General features: G+C 42.4%; 14 protein-coding genes. 7 read left to right on the top strand and 7 right to left on the bottom strand.

The window, feature by feature from the left end:
* Positions 1 to 102: 102 nt before the first annotated feature.
* From mpl to ACR63T_RS00220, 4 genes are all read left to right on the top strand, one after another.
* Entirely contained in the window at positions 103 to 1,656 is a 1,554-nt protein-coding gene (gene mpl / locus ACR63T_RS00235) for a UDP-N-acetylmuramate:L-alanyl-gamma-D-glutamyl-meso-diaminopimelate ligase (protein WP_472784380.1), read from the top strand.
* A 246-nt stretch (positions 1,657 to 1,902) separates the two neighbouring features.
* Positions 1,903 to 2,157, top strand: a complete 255-nt coding sequence (locus ACR63T_RS00230) for a GlsB/YeaQ/YmgE family stress response membrane protein (protein WP_201570789.1) — start codon at positions 1,903 to 1,905, stop codon at positions 2,155 to 2,157.
* Positions 2,158 to 2,399: 242 nt separating this feature from the next.
* Positions 2,400 to 2,942, top strand: coding sequence for a peptide deformylase (gene def / locus ACR63T_RS00225; RefSeq protein WP_472784379.1), 543 nt, complete (start codon positions 2,400 to 2,402; stop codon positions 2,940 to 2,942).
* Positions 2,943 to 3,062: 120 nt separating this feature from the next.
* The gene (locus tag ACR63T_RS00220; RefSeq protein ID WP_472785290.1) at positions 3,063 to 4,238 is read left to right on the top strand and encodes a type III PLP-dependent enzyme; all 1,176 of its coding nucleotides are present in this window, start codon (positions 3,063 to 3,065) and stop codon (positions 4,236 to 4,238) included.
* Positions 4,239 to 4,338: 100 nt separating this feature from the next.
* Here ACR63T_RS00220 and ACR63T_RS00215 read toward each other — a convergent pair whose 3' ends face one another.
* From ACR63T_RS00215 to dnaJ, 5 genes are all read right to left on the bottom strand, one after another.
* On the bottom strand, positions 4,339 to 5,211 hold the full coding sequence (locus tag ACR63T_RS00215) for a hypothetical protein (protein WP_472784378.1): 873 nt from the start codon (positions 5,209 to 5,211) through the stop codon (positions 4,339 to 4,341).
* Entirely contained in the window at positions 5,195 to 5,692 is a 498-nt protein-coding gene (locus ACR63T_RS00210; protein WP_472784377.1) for a hypothetical protein, read from the bottom strand. The genes ACR63T_RS00215 and ACR63T_RS00210 overlap by 17 nt, the downstream gene beginning before the upstream one ends.
* Positions 5,693 to 7,003, bottom strand: coding sequence for an AAA family ATPase (locus ACR63T_RS00205; protein ID WP_472784376.1), 1,311 nt, complete (start codon positions 7,001 to 7,003; stop codon positions 5,693 to 5,695).
* Positions 7,004 to 7,093: 90 nt separating this feature from the next.
* Positions 7,094 to 7,936, bottom strand: coding sequence for a 4-hydroxy-tetrahydrodipicolinate reductase (gene dapB, locus ACR63T_RS00200; protein WP_472784375.1), 843 nt, complete (start codon positions 7,934 to 7,936; stop codon positions 7,094 to 7,096).
* A gap of 177 nt (positions 7,937 to 8,113) precedes the next feature.
* Positions 8,114 to 9,250, bottom strand: coding sequence for a molecular chaperone DnaJ (dnaJ, locus tag ACR63T_RS00195; protein WP_472784374.1), 1,137 nt, complete (start codon positions 9,248 to 9,250; stop codon positions 8,114 to 8,116).
* Positions 9,251 to 9,646: 396 nt separating this feature from the next.
* On the opposite strand from dnaJ, the gene ACR63T_RS00190 reads away from it, so the two are divergent.
* Both ACR63T_RS00190 and ACR63T_RS00185 read left to right on the top strand, forming a co-directional pair.
* Positions 9,647 to 10,306 (top strand): DUF2939 domain-containing protein, encoded by a 660-nt coding sequence (locus tag ACR63T_RS00190; protein WP_305899246.1) that lies wholly within the window; start codon positions 9,647 to 9,649, stop codon positions 10,304 to 10,306.
* A 40-nt stretch (positions 10,307 to 10,346) separates the two neighbouring features.
* On the top strand, positions 10,347 to 11,393 hold the full coding sequence (locus ACR63T_RS00185; RefSeq protein ID WP_472784373.1) for a homocysteine S-methyltransferase family protein: 1,047 nt from the start codon (positions 10,347 to 10,349) through the stop codon (positions 11,391 to 11,393).
* Positions 11,394 to 11,411: 18 nt separating this feature from the next.
* Here the strand turns inward: ACR63T_RS00185 and ACR63T_RS00180 are convergent, their stop codons facing one another.
* On the bottom strand, positions 11,412 to 12,476 hold the full coding sequence (locus tag ACR63T_RS00180; protein WP_472784372.1) for a thioredoxin fold domain-containing protein: 1,065 nt from the start codon (positions 12,474 to 12,476) through the stop codon (positions 11,412 to 11,414).
* 591 nt (positions 12,477 to 13,067) lie between these two features.
* Positions 13,068 to 13,772, bottom strand: a complete 705-nt coding sequence (locus ACR63T_RS00175) for a pseudouridine synthase (protein ID WP_472784371.1) — start codon at positions 13,770 to 13,772, stop codon at positions 13,068 to 13,070.
* Between the two features lie 130 nt (positions 13,773 to 13,902).
* Between ACR63T_RS00175 and ACR63T_RS00170 the strand changes: the two genes are divergently transcribed.
* Positions 13,903 to 14,502 carry a YigZ family protein gene (locus tag ACR63T_RS00170; protein WP_472784370.1) on the top strand — a complete coding sequence of 200 codons (600 nt, stop codon included), beginning with the start codon at positions 13,903 to 13,905 and terminating at the stop codon, positions 14,500 to 14,502.
* The last annotated feature ends 58 nt before the right edge of the window (positions 14,503 to 14,560 follow it).

Here is a 14,560-nt window from a genome sequence, read left to right as displayed (position 1 = left end):
TACAATAAGCGCAGCTAGGGTATGCGACCTATTTCGTTACTATTCTTATTTTGCTATCCTTATTTTACTTTCATATTCACTTCATTAAGCTCAGGTTCGTTTATGCATATTCATATCCTTGGTATTTGTGGCACTTTTATGGGATCGCTTGCCCTTTTAGCACGTAGCTTAGGTCACACAGTGACTGGCTCAGATGCTAATGTTTACCCTCCTATGTCCACTCAACTTGAGCGTGCTGGCGTGACTATTAATGAAGGTTATTTAGTAGAGCATCTACAGCCTACTCCTGATTTGGTCGTTGTAGGTAATGCGATGAAACGTGGTATGCCAGTGATTGAATATATGTTAGATCAAGGCTTGCGCTACACCTCAGGGCCGCAGTTTTTGTCGGAAGAGGTGCTGCAGTCGCGTCATGTTATCGCTGTGGCTGGTACGCATGGTAAGACCACGACGACGACTATGCTGGCGTGGATACTTCATTACGCGGGTATCGATACTGGGTTTTTGATCGGTGGCGTGCCTCTGGTTGATACGACGGATGAGCATTTGCAACAAGTATTTGCGCATAGTAGTTACCTAGGGGCAGAGACTCTTGACGGCGATAGTTCTCTTGATAGTACGGACTCTGTGACTCAAGGCTATTTCGTTATTGAGGCGGATGAGTATGACTCTGCGTTTTTTGATAAACGCTCAAAGTTTGTACACTACCGCCCGCGTACTGCTATCCTAAACAACCTTGAATTCGATCATGCGGATATATTTGCAGATCTAAATGCTATTCAAACGCAGTTCCATCACATGATCCGTATGATTCCGAGTAATGGTAAAATCATCATGCCAGCGGATACTATCAGCTTAGAAGATACTTTAGCCAAGGGCGTTTGGACACCTATTTGGCGCACTACTGTCACCAATGAGCCCTCATCTGATAGCTCAAAAAGCACAATAACAGCTACTAATGCTGACTGGCAAGCCGAGCTCATTAGCGCAGACGGTAGCCAGTTCAAAGTAAGTTATAATTTAGATGCTGATAACCACGATAATAATAGTAAAGATAAATTAGAATCTGTCGTCGATTGGTCGATGAGTGGTCTGCACAATGTCAATAATGCCCTAGTCGCTGTCGCAGCGGCCTATGATGTAGGCGTTGATATAAGCGTTGCATGTGCCGCCTTATCTGCTTTTGCTGGTATCAAACGTCGTATGGAGCTCATCGGCAATACTAACGATGTATTAGTGTTTGATGATTTCGCTCATCACCCGACCGCTATTGCGACAACGTTAGACGGCGCAAAAAAGAAGCTAACAGGCAGACGTCTTTGGGCGATCATTGAGCCGCGTAGCAACACGATGAAAATGGGTATTCATAAAGACAGCCTAGCACAGTCAGCTATGCTAGCAGATCATACTATCTGGTACGAGCCAGCAGGGCTTGAGTGGGGACTAAGAGAAGTCATAGAGAGTGCTGACATTAATAGTAGTAATAATAGCGCTGCTCAAAATAGTAAGCAGCAAGTGCTAACGAGTATAGAAGCTATCATTGAGCACGTGACCGATAATATACGCGCGAATGACGCTATTATTATCATGTCTAATGGCGGCTTTGAGGGCATTCATCAGCGTTTACTAACCGCACTGGACAAAGTATTAGCTTAAGGTCTGTTGAAGATTATTAATAATTACTCAGTTCTGTAACCCGCTATTAACTTATTTTATCTGCAAAATAGCAAAGCTTTGGTTTTTCTCACACAGCGCCTACATAGGTAACACTTTGTACTTACTCTTCAAGCTATTGAGTGTTTACAATAACTCTATTGGAATAAGGGCATTGATCTTTAATCGTCTTATTTCAAAGATTACTTAATAAATACTATAAACAATACAAAAGCTAGGAGAACAATTATGGGTTTTATCTGGATGATTATCGTCGGGCTAGTAGCAGGACTATTAGCGCGTGCTATCAAACCTGGTAACGATGCTATGGGTTGGATTATGACCATCGTATTAGGAATCGTTGGTGCTATGTTAGGTGGCTTTGTCGCAGGTCTTATCGGTATTGACGCTGACGGTGGCTTTACAGGCCTTATCTTTTCAGTAATCGGCGCCATTATCTTATTGTTCTTATATGAGATGATAATGAATAAACGCCGCGTGTAATAGCGTTTAGTGCGTTTAATATTCACTGATATATGCTGATAGTAATCATAAAAGACTTTATCTTAGGTAAGGTCTTTTTTGATACTCGCCTATAAATTTATATTGATAAATCTCTTTTTTGCCCCCATTTACCTTATAATAAAGCCCTTTTTTTTATTTAATTTATTGCTATCTAGGGCGTGTCATCAATTAAAGAATGACGAAACGCCCTAAGTTCATTCGCACTTTTTGAGGTAAGCGACATGGCCGTACTTAATATTTTAAGCTATCCCGATCCACGCCTGCGTACCATCGCCACACCAGTAAAGCAGGTCGATGACAAAATCAAAACGCTAATCACTGATATGATTGAGACCATGTATGATGCCGAAGGTATCGGATTGGCAGCATCACAAGTGGATGAGCATTTGCAGCTTATCGTTATGGATTTATCTGAGAATAAAGACACACCGATGGTATTTATTAATCCCAAAGTCACGCCATTAGTCGAAGAAAAACAACCGTACGAAGAAGGTTGTCTGTCGGTACCAGAAGTATATGACAAAGTTGAGCGCCCTAATAAAGTGCGTATTGAAGCTTTGGATGAAAACGGTGACGCTATAGATAAAGAAGCGGAAGGTCTACTGGCTGTCTGTATTCAGCATGAAATGGATCATTTAAACGGCGTTATCTTCGTTGATTACTTATCTAACCTTAAGCAGAACCGTGCTCGTGATAAAGTCAAAAAAGTACTAAAAATTCGCGAGAAAAACTTAGAAAAACAAGCGCAGCCTAGTAACGTCTAAGCTATCAGTAATTAAGTGTATATGAGGGCTTATTGCCTTTGTTTACACTTTTTTTTGCTCTGGGTTTTAGAACTATTCGATTTAACATTTTTGTTTTCAACAAGGTTTACTATCATGACCATGATCAAAATCGACCAATATTTTGACCCTGCTGGCTGGCAAAAATTCACCAAAGCTGCTGAGGGACGTGAAACACCTTTTCTGGTAGTCGATCTTAATCGTATCAAGGTTAAATTCAATGAAATGGTTGGCTTGTTTCCTGACGCAAAAATTCATTATGCGATGAAAGCCAGCCCTGCGGTTGAAGTCATTAACTTATTGGCGGATTTGGGCTCTAACTTTGACTGCGCCTCCATTTATGAGTTAGATCGTGTTCTTGATTGCGGTGTTAATGCTACGCGCATCTCCTACGGTAATACTATTAAAAAAGCTAAAGATGTCAGATATGCTTTTGAGAAAGGTGTAACGCTTTATGCAACTGACTCAGAAGCAGATCTCAAAAATATCGCTGAGCAGGCTCCAGGCTCAAACGTATTTGTTCGTATTTTGGTCGAAGGATCAGACACCGCAGAATGGCCATTATCACGTAAGTTTGGCTGCCATCCTGATATGGCGGTTGACTTATTGATCCAAGCACACAAATTAGGGTTGGTGCCTTATGGCGTCTCGTTTCATGTAGGTAGTCAGCAAAAGTCAGTCGCCGTATGGAATGACGCTTTGCTCATGGTCAAAGACATCTTTGATCAGCTATTGCATGAGCAAGGCCTCAAGCTGCAAATGATAAATCTAGGTGGTGGCTTCCCTGCTAAATACCTTAATCAGATCAATACCACCCAAGACTATGCTGGATCAGTAAAGCAGTATTTGCTAGACAGCTATGGTGTGGATGATATGCCTGAGATTATCTTGGAGCCTGGGCGCTCACTCGTAGCTAGCTCAGGAGTGTTAGTCAGTGAGGTGGTACTCATTTCACGCAAAGCGAATGAAGAAACCACGCGCTGGGTCTATACTGATGTGGGACTGTTCCAAGGACTCATAGAGACTTTAGGAGAGGCCATCAAGTACCCTATCTATACTCCAACAATGGCAACTTCGACCCAATCTGGTCGAGTCGTATTGGCAGGACCGACTTGTGATTCGGCGGACATCATGTACGAAGAAACCGATTATCAGCTCCCACAAGAGCTCGCTATTGGCGATAAAATCTATTGGCTCGCGACTGGCGCTTATACTAATTCGTACTCTTCTATTGAGTTCAACGGTTTTCCACCGTTAGAAGTGGTTTACGTCAATTAATAGCTGGCAAATTAGCTATTAAAAATTGGGATAAAAAAAGCATGATGCTGCAAATGTCAGTATCGTGCTTTTTTATCGTATGGTTTTTTAGTAGCTGTGACTACTGTACTAATAGCTGAATAGGTACGCTGTTACTAGTAACGCTATCACGATTGCTGCCATAGCTTGAACTTTGGGTTTGGCTATTTTCTGAAACTTGTCCGATAGTTACCCACTGCCCGCGCGGAACGATAATCGTACTATTCAGTCGCTGCCCTTGAATAACACTGTTTTGGCTACGATTATTTTGACTGTATCTAGAATTTGCGCTTACCAATTTTTCTTCTGCTTGCGCCAATTGCACTTCAACTTGTCCATTAGACAGCAGTCTCGGTATAAGTTGAATACCTTGCGTGGTTGGTAATAGAACTTGCTGTTGAATAATAATCTGCCTTGTTGGGCGATTATAAGTGGGATAACTGTTAATTTGATAGTTTTGGGCTAACGAATACAGCGTGTTAGTACCTATACTCGCCGCACTGCCTGACAAGGTTTGCACTTGATACAAGCTATTGCTCTGCTGGTTAGTATTATTTCGACTAATAACCCCTGCGCCTTGAACACCTCTATTACTGATGATCACTCGACCTTGCTGGATATTGCCTTGAGTACTACTGCTATTACCGACGCGTACTGCAACCGTCAAGGCTTGCGGCTGACCATCAATTTGACTTAGTAATTGTTGTACGGCCTGATAGTTAGCAGCAGTGGTTCTGAGTACTAATTTGTCTTGGTAAGGTGCGACAGTACCACCGTCGCGGCTGGTATTTAATTGCTGACGTACTGCTGGCAATAACGCCTCACCACCGTAAGTGTGGATGACGTAGGTTTGGTAGCTGTTCTGATAAGGAGCAGCTTGCACTGGTAGGCTTAACGTCAAACTTACGATTACCGCTACCACTGAGACTTTCAAAGATCTAGTAAGAATGTCCATAAGCTGCTAAATCCGAATCGTGTGACCAAATAAACACCTTTACGTGCTTACGTCTATTTGCAATATTTTTGGCTTGAATATCTTCAAACTCTTTAATGATAGACAAATCAGTCAAACTCATACCTTCATTTGACTTAGTGACCGTTTTGTTATGTCCTGCTTTATCAACAAACTCATCAATCCAATTCTGCCATTCTACTTTTAAGTCAAAGTCGCTAATTTCAAACGGTAATTGACCACTAAAAGTACTATGCATCATATCTACAAAACGCTTGGCAGTTTGGCGTCGCGTCGTGCCATCACCATTTTGACTAATATGATTACCGACTTCTACGGCCACAACCAGAGGTATAATGAATTTACATCCAGCGCTAATATAAACCTCAAAATCGTCAAGAACCGATTTTCTTTGTTGATTTCTATTAGGCACGTTTAAAATATTTAATAATATACTGGTGTCTAATAAGCAGATATCAGCCATCTAATCAGCTCCTTGTAGCTGATTTAACCAATCTAATGCCTGTTTTTTACGCTGCTCTGGCGTAGTTGGATGCTTAACAAAGCGCTCAACAATACCTTGAGTCACTAAGTCGCCAAGCGTTCCTTGCGCCACCAAACCAAGATAATCATCTAAGTCGCCTAAACGTACTAATCTACTATCGCCTTCTTTTGGATCTCTATAGCAGAAGACAACGTCCGCTAAAGCTTCATCGGGAAGCGCATCCATCAGTGCAGGGTTATGCGTCGATAATAATAAGTTAAGCTGACGCTCTTTGGCATACTGGCGTAGCAAACTTAGTATTTCATTTGCCCTTGTAGGATGGATACTGTTATCAATCTCTTCTATGACTACCGTTGCACCCTTTGGTACAGATAGTAGCGCAGCTGCAATACCTAATACTTTTAGAGTACCGTCTGATAGTAAATCCATCGTGCGTTCAGTAGATCTATCACCAAAACTCTCACATAGCAAAAACTCTACTCGCTCTCTCTTATCGGTATAAAACTTAATATCGATAATATCTTGCTCAGGTAAACTTTGTACTAACTGTAGTAATTTATTTTTATATTCTAAGTTTTCTTTGCAAAGATAAGCCAAAACTCCTGCTAAATTTGAGCCATTATTACTCAATACTTTTTCCATTACACTATCTTGACGCATTACGCTGGGGGCAAAATCATAAAAGAAAGTGTCAATCAGAAAGTCCGTCAAATCATCAAAGTAGTTTATATTAATTGGACTAACTTTAGTTTTATCGTAAAGGTTTTTCCATATGACTTCATAAAAATTTTTCATAGATAAAACAGATAAATCTTGATCTGGAAAATTAGCTACCACCTCAAAATTACTAAACTTTTGAGGTATCCAAATACCTTTATTGTCGTTCTTTTCAAAAATAGTTTCTAATGCCAAGGTTTTTTTAATTAAATTTTCATCAGAATATTTTGAAGCTAATTTAAGATACTTACCGTTTCTATGAAAAAGTAATTTATTCTTTCTTTCCTGATAAAGCTCTGCTACTACATAAAGTTGATTGTCTTCATTTAAAAATACACCTGAATAGCTAATATCAGCAGTATAGTTAAAGGATAAAGAAAAGCTATCCTCGTGATTAAAAGCTAAGTCTTTAACACTGCCTCTAACGACTTTATCACTATCATTGACTCTATTCTTTAGTGTAGAAAGACGCTCACCACCAGCCACCCAACTCAAAAAGCGAAATGCCTCAATAGCGTTACTTTTACCCGATGCATTCGCCCCTATGAGTAAGGTCAGCGGTGATAATGGCAAAGTCGCCTCTTTATAGCTCTTAAAGTTTTTAATAGTGATACTAGCGTTATCTATCATTACCATCTCGCTTGTGGTTAGATTATATAATCCCTACTCATTCAATCCCAATACATCTTGCATGTTATATTGACCTGATTTTTTATGCACGATCCAAGTCGTCGCTCGTACCGCACCAGCGGCAAAAGTCATTCTGGCACGCGCTCTATGAGTAATTTCCACCACTTCACCATCCGCGATAAACATTACCGTATGATCGCCGATGATCTCACCGCCACGAATCGCGTGAATGCCGATTTCCCCTTGCTTGCGTGCGCCTGTTTGGCCTTCTCGTCCATAGACCGCAACTTGTTTTAAATCCTGTCCGCGTGCTTCGGCAACTGCTTCTGCCATCATAAAAGCAGTACCCGATGGCGCGTCTATTTTATGCTTATGGTGTGCTTCGATGATTTCTACGTCGGCCTCAGTGCCAAAGGTTTTTGCCGCCATAGCCAATAGTTTTAACGATAAATTAACGCCAGTTGAGTAGTTACCCGCGTAGACGATAGCAATATGTTTGCTGGCCTCAGTCAACACTTGCTCTTGCTGCTCATTAAAGCCTGTCGTGCCAATAACCATCGCCACTTTATGTTCCGCGCAAATCTGCATATTTTGCTCGGTAGCCTCTGGTAAGCTAAAATCAATCAACACATCGATATCATCAATAACGGCGACTAAATCATCGACAATTTTTATATCTATACGACCTATTGAGGCAACTTCACCAGCATCAGCGCCTACCAAACTTGAACCTTGACGCTCGATAGCTGCGGCAAGCGTCGTCTGTGGATTATCTTGTACGGCCTCTATTAACATACGCCCCATGCGCCCACCTGCCCCGATGACACCGATATTTATAGGTTCATCAGCCACTTTTTTATTCGCTTTTTTTGTCATCTTTTTATCCTAAAGTTCTATTTTTTGAAGTTATCAGAATTGGCTGTTTGGTGAATATCATAGCATAAATTGATTTTACTACTGTCCTAAAAAAGCTCAGCTGTTTCACATGAAACAGTTGAGCTTAATCATACTTTTAAAAGATTACTTACTTATTAAACTTCTTAATCAAACCACCTAATCAAAAAGATCGCCAATTTTTTTGAAGAAGGACTTTTTATGTGGTGATTGCTTATGATGGCTATCCCCATCTAAGGTGTCTTGGAACTGACGCAATAAGTCTTTTTGCTCGCGATTTAGATTCACAGGTGTCTCGATGATGACGCGGCAGATCAGATCCCCTTTCATAGTCGTGCGTACTGGGGTGACGCCTTTACCACGTACTCTTAGCAGCTTGCCACTTTGAGTACCTTCAGCGATTTTGATATTCACTTTGCCATCTAAGGTTGGAATCTCAACTTCTTTACCAAGAGCGGCATCCGTGATGCTAACAGGCACATCCATATACAGATCAGCGCCTTGACGGGTAAAGACATTGTGCGGCTTGACGCGGACTTCAACGTATAAGTCACCGTTTTGTACGCCTGCACCGCCCGCTTCGCCTTCACCTGCTAGACGAACACGATCACCGTCGTCAACACCTGCTGGAATCGATACTTCTAAATTGCGCGACTTGTCTTTGACGCCTTGACCATGGCAGTCAGAACAAGGGTTTTTGATTTGCTTACCTGAGCCGCCACACTGTGGGCATGCTTGCTGTACGGCAAAGAACCCTTGCTGCATCCGCACTTGACCTTGACCATGACAGGTCTGGCAAGTAACGATATCTGAGGCTTTTTTGGCGCCTTTACCATCACAGGTATCACAAGGAGCAGGAGCGCTAAAACTGACTTCTTTTTTGCAGCCACGCACGGCTTCCTCAAGAGTCAGCTCAATGACGTATCGAAGATCCGAGCCGCGACGCGCACGCCCACCACTGCCACCACGTTGCTGACCGAAAATGTCACCAAAGTTGCCAAAGATGTCGCCAAAGATGTCTTGGAAGTTACCGCCGCCTGCACCGCCAAAGCCGCCGCCACCCATACCATTCTCGAACGCGGCATGACCCATACGATCATAAGCGGAGCGCTTATCAGCATCGCTTAAAACCTCATAAGCCATTGACGCTTCTTTGAATTTTTCTTCAGCGTCTGGATCGTCAGAGTTGCGATCTGGATGATATTTCATCGCCAATTTACGGTAAGATCGTTTAATCTCTTTGCTATCTGCGGTCTTAGCGACGCCTAATATCTCATAAAAATCACGCTTACTCATGGGCTCTCCTATCGTCAATACAGTCGCCTTTACCGATAATTATGCTAGTAGTCATTTTGGATAATTAATGATGTTTCACATGAAACATTAGATATCTAAATAACTAGTCAAAACGAATATTTACTAGTGCAAGTAGCATAGGGCTGTTTAACTAAATCAATTAATATAAGTATAAAAAAGTATAAAAGTTTGGGCTGTTAATGGTGATGGCAAGCTGATTTATCAAGCTTGTCATCACCAAAATTATTATCTATTCAGTTTCGATATTCAAAAACCTACCTTTAGACGTATTTACATTTATTTTTCACAACAGCAAAGGGTTAAGTCATGCTAATATTTATCGCCTTATAAAACCCGATACGTCCTATTAAAAGCGCTCCTACACCAAAGGTCATTATGAAAAAACTGCTCGCTCTGCTTATGTTACTGGTCATCGTCACTATTGCTGTTTATGCAGGCTCGCCTTATTACAGTGCCTATCAACTCAAAAAAGCTTATGATGCCAAGGATGGCGCAACTATTGCTGCTGCAATTGACTACGAGCAGGTGCGCCCTAGCGTCTATAATCAATTGGCAGGTAAGTTTGCCAATACTTTAACTCAATATCCACTGGTCGCTGAGCTGGGCGGTGCACCCCTCAAACAAGCCGCTGATAATTTTATTAGCCAAGCCGTTGAAGGCGCGATTACTACAGAGAACATCGAAAAGCTTATTAACACCCAAGGTCAGGCGAATAATGCGACCAAAGAGTTGGCAGCGGCTTGGGCAATCGCGAGCAATCAAGTCGATCTTAAGAACTTGATTCAAGAGCTGATCATTCAACGCGGCGATGTCAATGCCGTGGTCAAAAACCAAATGCAGCAAATTATGACAAAGCAAGCTAGCGAGCTTGAGCGACAAGCGGCACAAGGTGAAGATAGCTCTAAGCCAACGCTAAGTTACTGCGGTATCAATTGCTTTACGATCAGCGGACAAGTAAAAGGCTATCCACTGACTATAGAGATGCAACGTCAAGGTTTAATCGATTGGCAGATCGTTGATGTGATATTGCCTTAGGGCGTGTTTTGGTCTGATAATCTAACTGACAAGTGAGCTTATGATGCACGCTCAAGTATTACCCAATAAAATGATAGCGCAGTCTGAACACTTATCGATAACGATACTAGATGGCGGGATGGGGCGCAAGCTTGAGCGCCGCGGTGTGCCCTTTCGCCAGCCTGAATGGTCGGCGTTAGCATTGAGTTTGGCGCCCGATAGTGTTCGTGATACCCATTTAGACTATATAGCAGCTGGAGCGACGGTCATTACGGTCAATAGCTATGCCGTCACGCCTTTTCACTTAGATGAGCGATTCTTTAGTGAAGGCGAACAGCTTATAGAAACAGCCGCCAAACTCGCCTTTGAAGCCGTACAAATAAGCAAAAAGAAGGTAAGCAACAACCCTGTATCTGTACAAATCGCTGGCTGCTTGCCACCCCTATTTGGCTCGTACCAGCCTGATTTGTTCGATGCCAAACAAGCTCCTGCTATTGCACGCCCGTTACTATCTGGACAAGTAGACTATGTCGATACTTGGCTAGTAGAGACCCAAAGTAGTATTACTGAAGCGTTAACTTGGTATCAGCTGATTACTGAATTTACAGCGACTCAAACAGATAGTACGCCCAAACCCATTTGGATCGCCTTTACGCTAGATGACAATGATCTAGATAGCAACGATGATAACATTCGCGTCCAAAAAAACATCGTATCCAGTCAAACTGTAAGCACGCCTATGCTACGCTCTGGCGAAACAGTAGCCGAGGCAATACGGGTTATGATGACTCTAAATATCGATGCTATATTATTCAACTGTAGTCAGCCCGAGGTCATGAATGCTGCATTGCAAGTTGCAAAAGAGATGATCGATAGCGCTTCTTCTACCTTGCAGTTAGGAGTCTACGCTAATGCTTTTGTTGCAAAACAAAACCACAAACAAGCCAATACACAGCTGCGCCAAATGCGTCAAGACACTACCCCTGAACAGTATTTTAAGTGGGCCTCACTCTGGCAAGCCTCAGGTGCCACGATCATTGGTGGCTGCTGTGGTATTGGCGTTGAGCATATCCAATACCTTGCGCAGCATGTAACAAACAACCAATAACTTAAGTACTATAAAAGTTTATTCTACGCCCAAGAATGCCAAAAACTCAGGACTCTCAAAGCTGGCTTGAAACAACACCCCATCATCACAATAGATGGCTGGGGTGGCAATCACAGCAAGACCTGCTGCTTTCTCGCGATTAGGCGTCACGAAATCCGTACTACAACTGGCGGGTGCTGGCGTCATCTCGCCGCTCAATAGCGCTTTATCCAGCGCAGTGCGGCGACTGCTGTCATCGGCTTGGCACCAAATCGCGCGCATTTGCTCGGGCGACTCTTCATAGATAGGATAGCCGATGGTCCTTACCGTCACACCCTTACTATTCAAGCTATCCATCTGTTTGTGGAGCAAACGACAATACGGACAGTTAACATCGGTGGCGACGTAAATAACAGCACGTTCGGTAGTAGTCGCTGGATAAGTAATCAGCTGCGACGTATCTAGTGTCTCAAATACAGACTGATTCTTGAGCTTTTCAAAATTCTCATCGAGTCCTATAAACTGTCCGTTTTCTATTACAGATATCTCGCCATCCGTGATGTACTGCGCATCATCTGATAATAGAAATGGCACGCCCTCTAAGGTCGCTCCCCAAATAACACCTGGCACCGCAGTATAAAAAAACGGTGTTTTTTCACTCATATTTTTGAGCTCGCTCATATTAGCGAGTATGGAAGATTTGGTTTGGGCAGAGACCGGCTGTCCAATCTGGCTGCTGTTGCTGCGAGCAGGTGTTGTACTGATGACACGCTTACTTGGATTCTTGTTCAGCTCACCCTGAATAACGTATTGACCATCAGCAGTGATATGCAATGGCGGCTGCGCTACTAGATCAACTTGATACATATTCGGCAAATTCGATGGCGTAATAGCGACAATCTCAGTCTTTATGCCGACCTCTAACAGTACCTTACGTAAATAACTTTCGGTAGCAGCCGTTACTGTACTCGTCTCTGTAACGCTTGGTACATTTTTACTGCTCTCGCTATTAGCATTAGTAGTGGATGTAGGTTGTGCACAAGCGCTGGTCGCCAACAACATAGCGCTAATAATAGTGGCAGATTTGAACGTAGGTAGTTTCACAGGATAGTCCTATCATATTTTGAATAAGGCGTACTTTTTAATCAGTATCAGCTATTTGCATATAGCTGGTTTTTGTATGACTGATAGTATATAAAAAAGTAGATTAAAAATAAGATAAGACTGTAGCACAGAGGGCTAACTTTATAAGGAATCAGCAAAGGTATTATGGCTTATTTTGCAAATCTGCTACTTGCGCTTAAGAGACAAGTAACAGAATCGAAGGATGCACAACAAATATGATTTATGTTTGATAAAGTAGAGCCTTAAAACGGCGTGGCTTTGTAGAATATGATTGGAATTAACTTAATACCTATTATATAAGCTGCTTTTTATCAGAATTATTTATAGGAATTTCGCAAAACCAACCGCGCTAATAGTAGAGGTATAATAATAGAAAATCCTATTTAAAGGATTTTCCTTGCGAAACTATGAGCTAGGTTTAAATAAAGGTTTGGGGAACCTTTATCCTAGTGCAAGAGAAAATCTGTGATTTTCTAGTAATACGATTTTTTGACGTTTCTCAGGTGCGCTGGGCGCACCCTACAAAAGACGTTAACCTAGCCCATAAGATATCAATTAATTGACTTATTTTTAAAATTTAGCGACTTCCTCGCTGGTTAAAAAGCGACTATCACCTTTCTCTAACCCGTCTAAAGTAATATGACCGACACTCGCACGATGTAGCTCAGTGACTCTATTACCGAAATAACCCATCATACGTTTGACCTGATGGTATTTGCCTTGTTCCAAGGTTAGACGCGCATGAGTCTCATCGATAAATTCTAAAGTAGCAGGCTTGGTTTCTTCGTGCTCACCTTCTAGCAGGATACCTTGAGCAACCTCTTTAATAGCATTAGCCTGAGCGGCTTCATCCATAGCATCTGCTAGCGTCAGCTCATAAACTTTGGCGTGTTCGTGCTTGGGGCTAGTGACACGATGCAACCATTTACCATCATCGCTAAGTAATAGCGCACCTGTGGTGTCGACATCTAAGCGTCCTGCCATCCGTAAACTGCTAAGCTCTGGTACAGTAATCAGTTCAGTGACTATCGGATGCTCTTTTTCTTTGAGCGTACATTCAAAGCCTTCGGGCTTATGCAATAAGATATAGCGATTGCCTGTGGCGACAGATAGCGGCTCGCCTACCCACAATACTTCATCGTTGATAATATCGACGTGCATACCTGGGTCTTTGATCACTTCATCATTAACGGTAACCTCAGAGGCATGGAGAATTTTTTTGGCTTCTTTACGCGACAGCTCGGTGGCTTTACTGATAAATTTATCTAAACGCATACTTTTTACTACCTTTGCTATTATGGGGTTTTGTTATAGTGGGGCTAGTTTACCATATCCCACCAAAACCTAGACTTATCATCTAACCCTTTATAAAAACTAAATGACAAAGTTACTAAGTGATTGAGCTATGAGTTATCAAACCCTACAGCACGCAGTTACGGCGCGACTTGAGATCAAAAAGTCCGACTTTATCGCCTATGCCTATCCTGTGCATACGCGTGAGCAAGCGATGTTTCATGTGGAACAATTACGCATAAAGTATCCAGACGCGCGACATTGGTGTTGGGCTTATATCATTGGTGATCCTAATAACACCACGAGCGCAGGCTTCGATGATGATGGTGAGCCAAGTGGTACGGCAGGACGGCCCATATTAAATGTGCTGCAACACAAGTCTATTGGCAATATTATTATCATCGTCGTGCGCTACTTTGGCGGTATAAAGCTCGGCGCTGGCGGCTTGACGCGTGCTTATGCTGGTTCGGCACAAGCGGCTGTTGATGAGATGCAGCTGTGTCCTTATGTCGCTATGGCACAAGTGCAGATAGTAGCGGATTTCGCTAATGAGTCTCAATGCCGTTATGTTATTGAGAGCTTAAACGGTACTATCGATGATGTGGTTTATAGCAAAGAGGTACTACTGATCGTAACGCTTGCTGAGCGAAATATTGAATCTTTAAAGACTGAGCTGGCAATGTCGGGGAAAGTGTTAACCAATGATGAGTAGCGCGTTCACTAAAACATATTGGAACCTTAGTTATAGCTTAGTATGATAGCTCATCGGA

The sequence above is a fragment of the Psychrobacter sp. M17(2026) genome, assembly GCF_055699815.1.
Note: the sequence above shows the minus strand (reverse complement) of the source record. Positions and strands in the feature narration are given on the sequence as shown.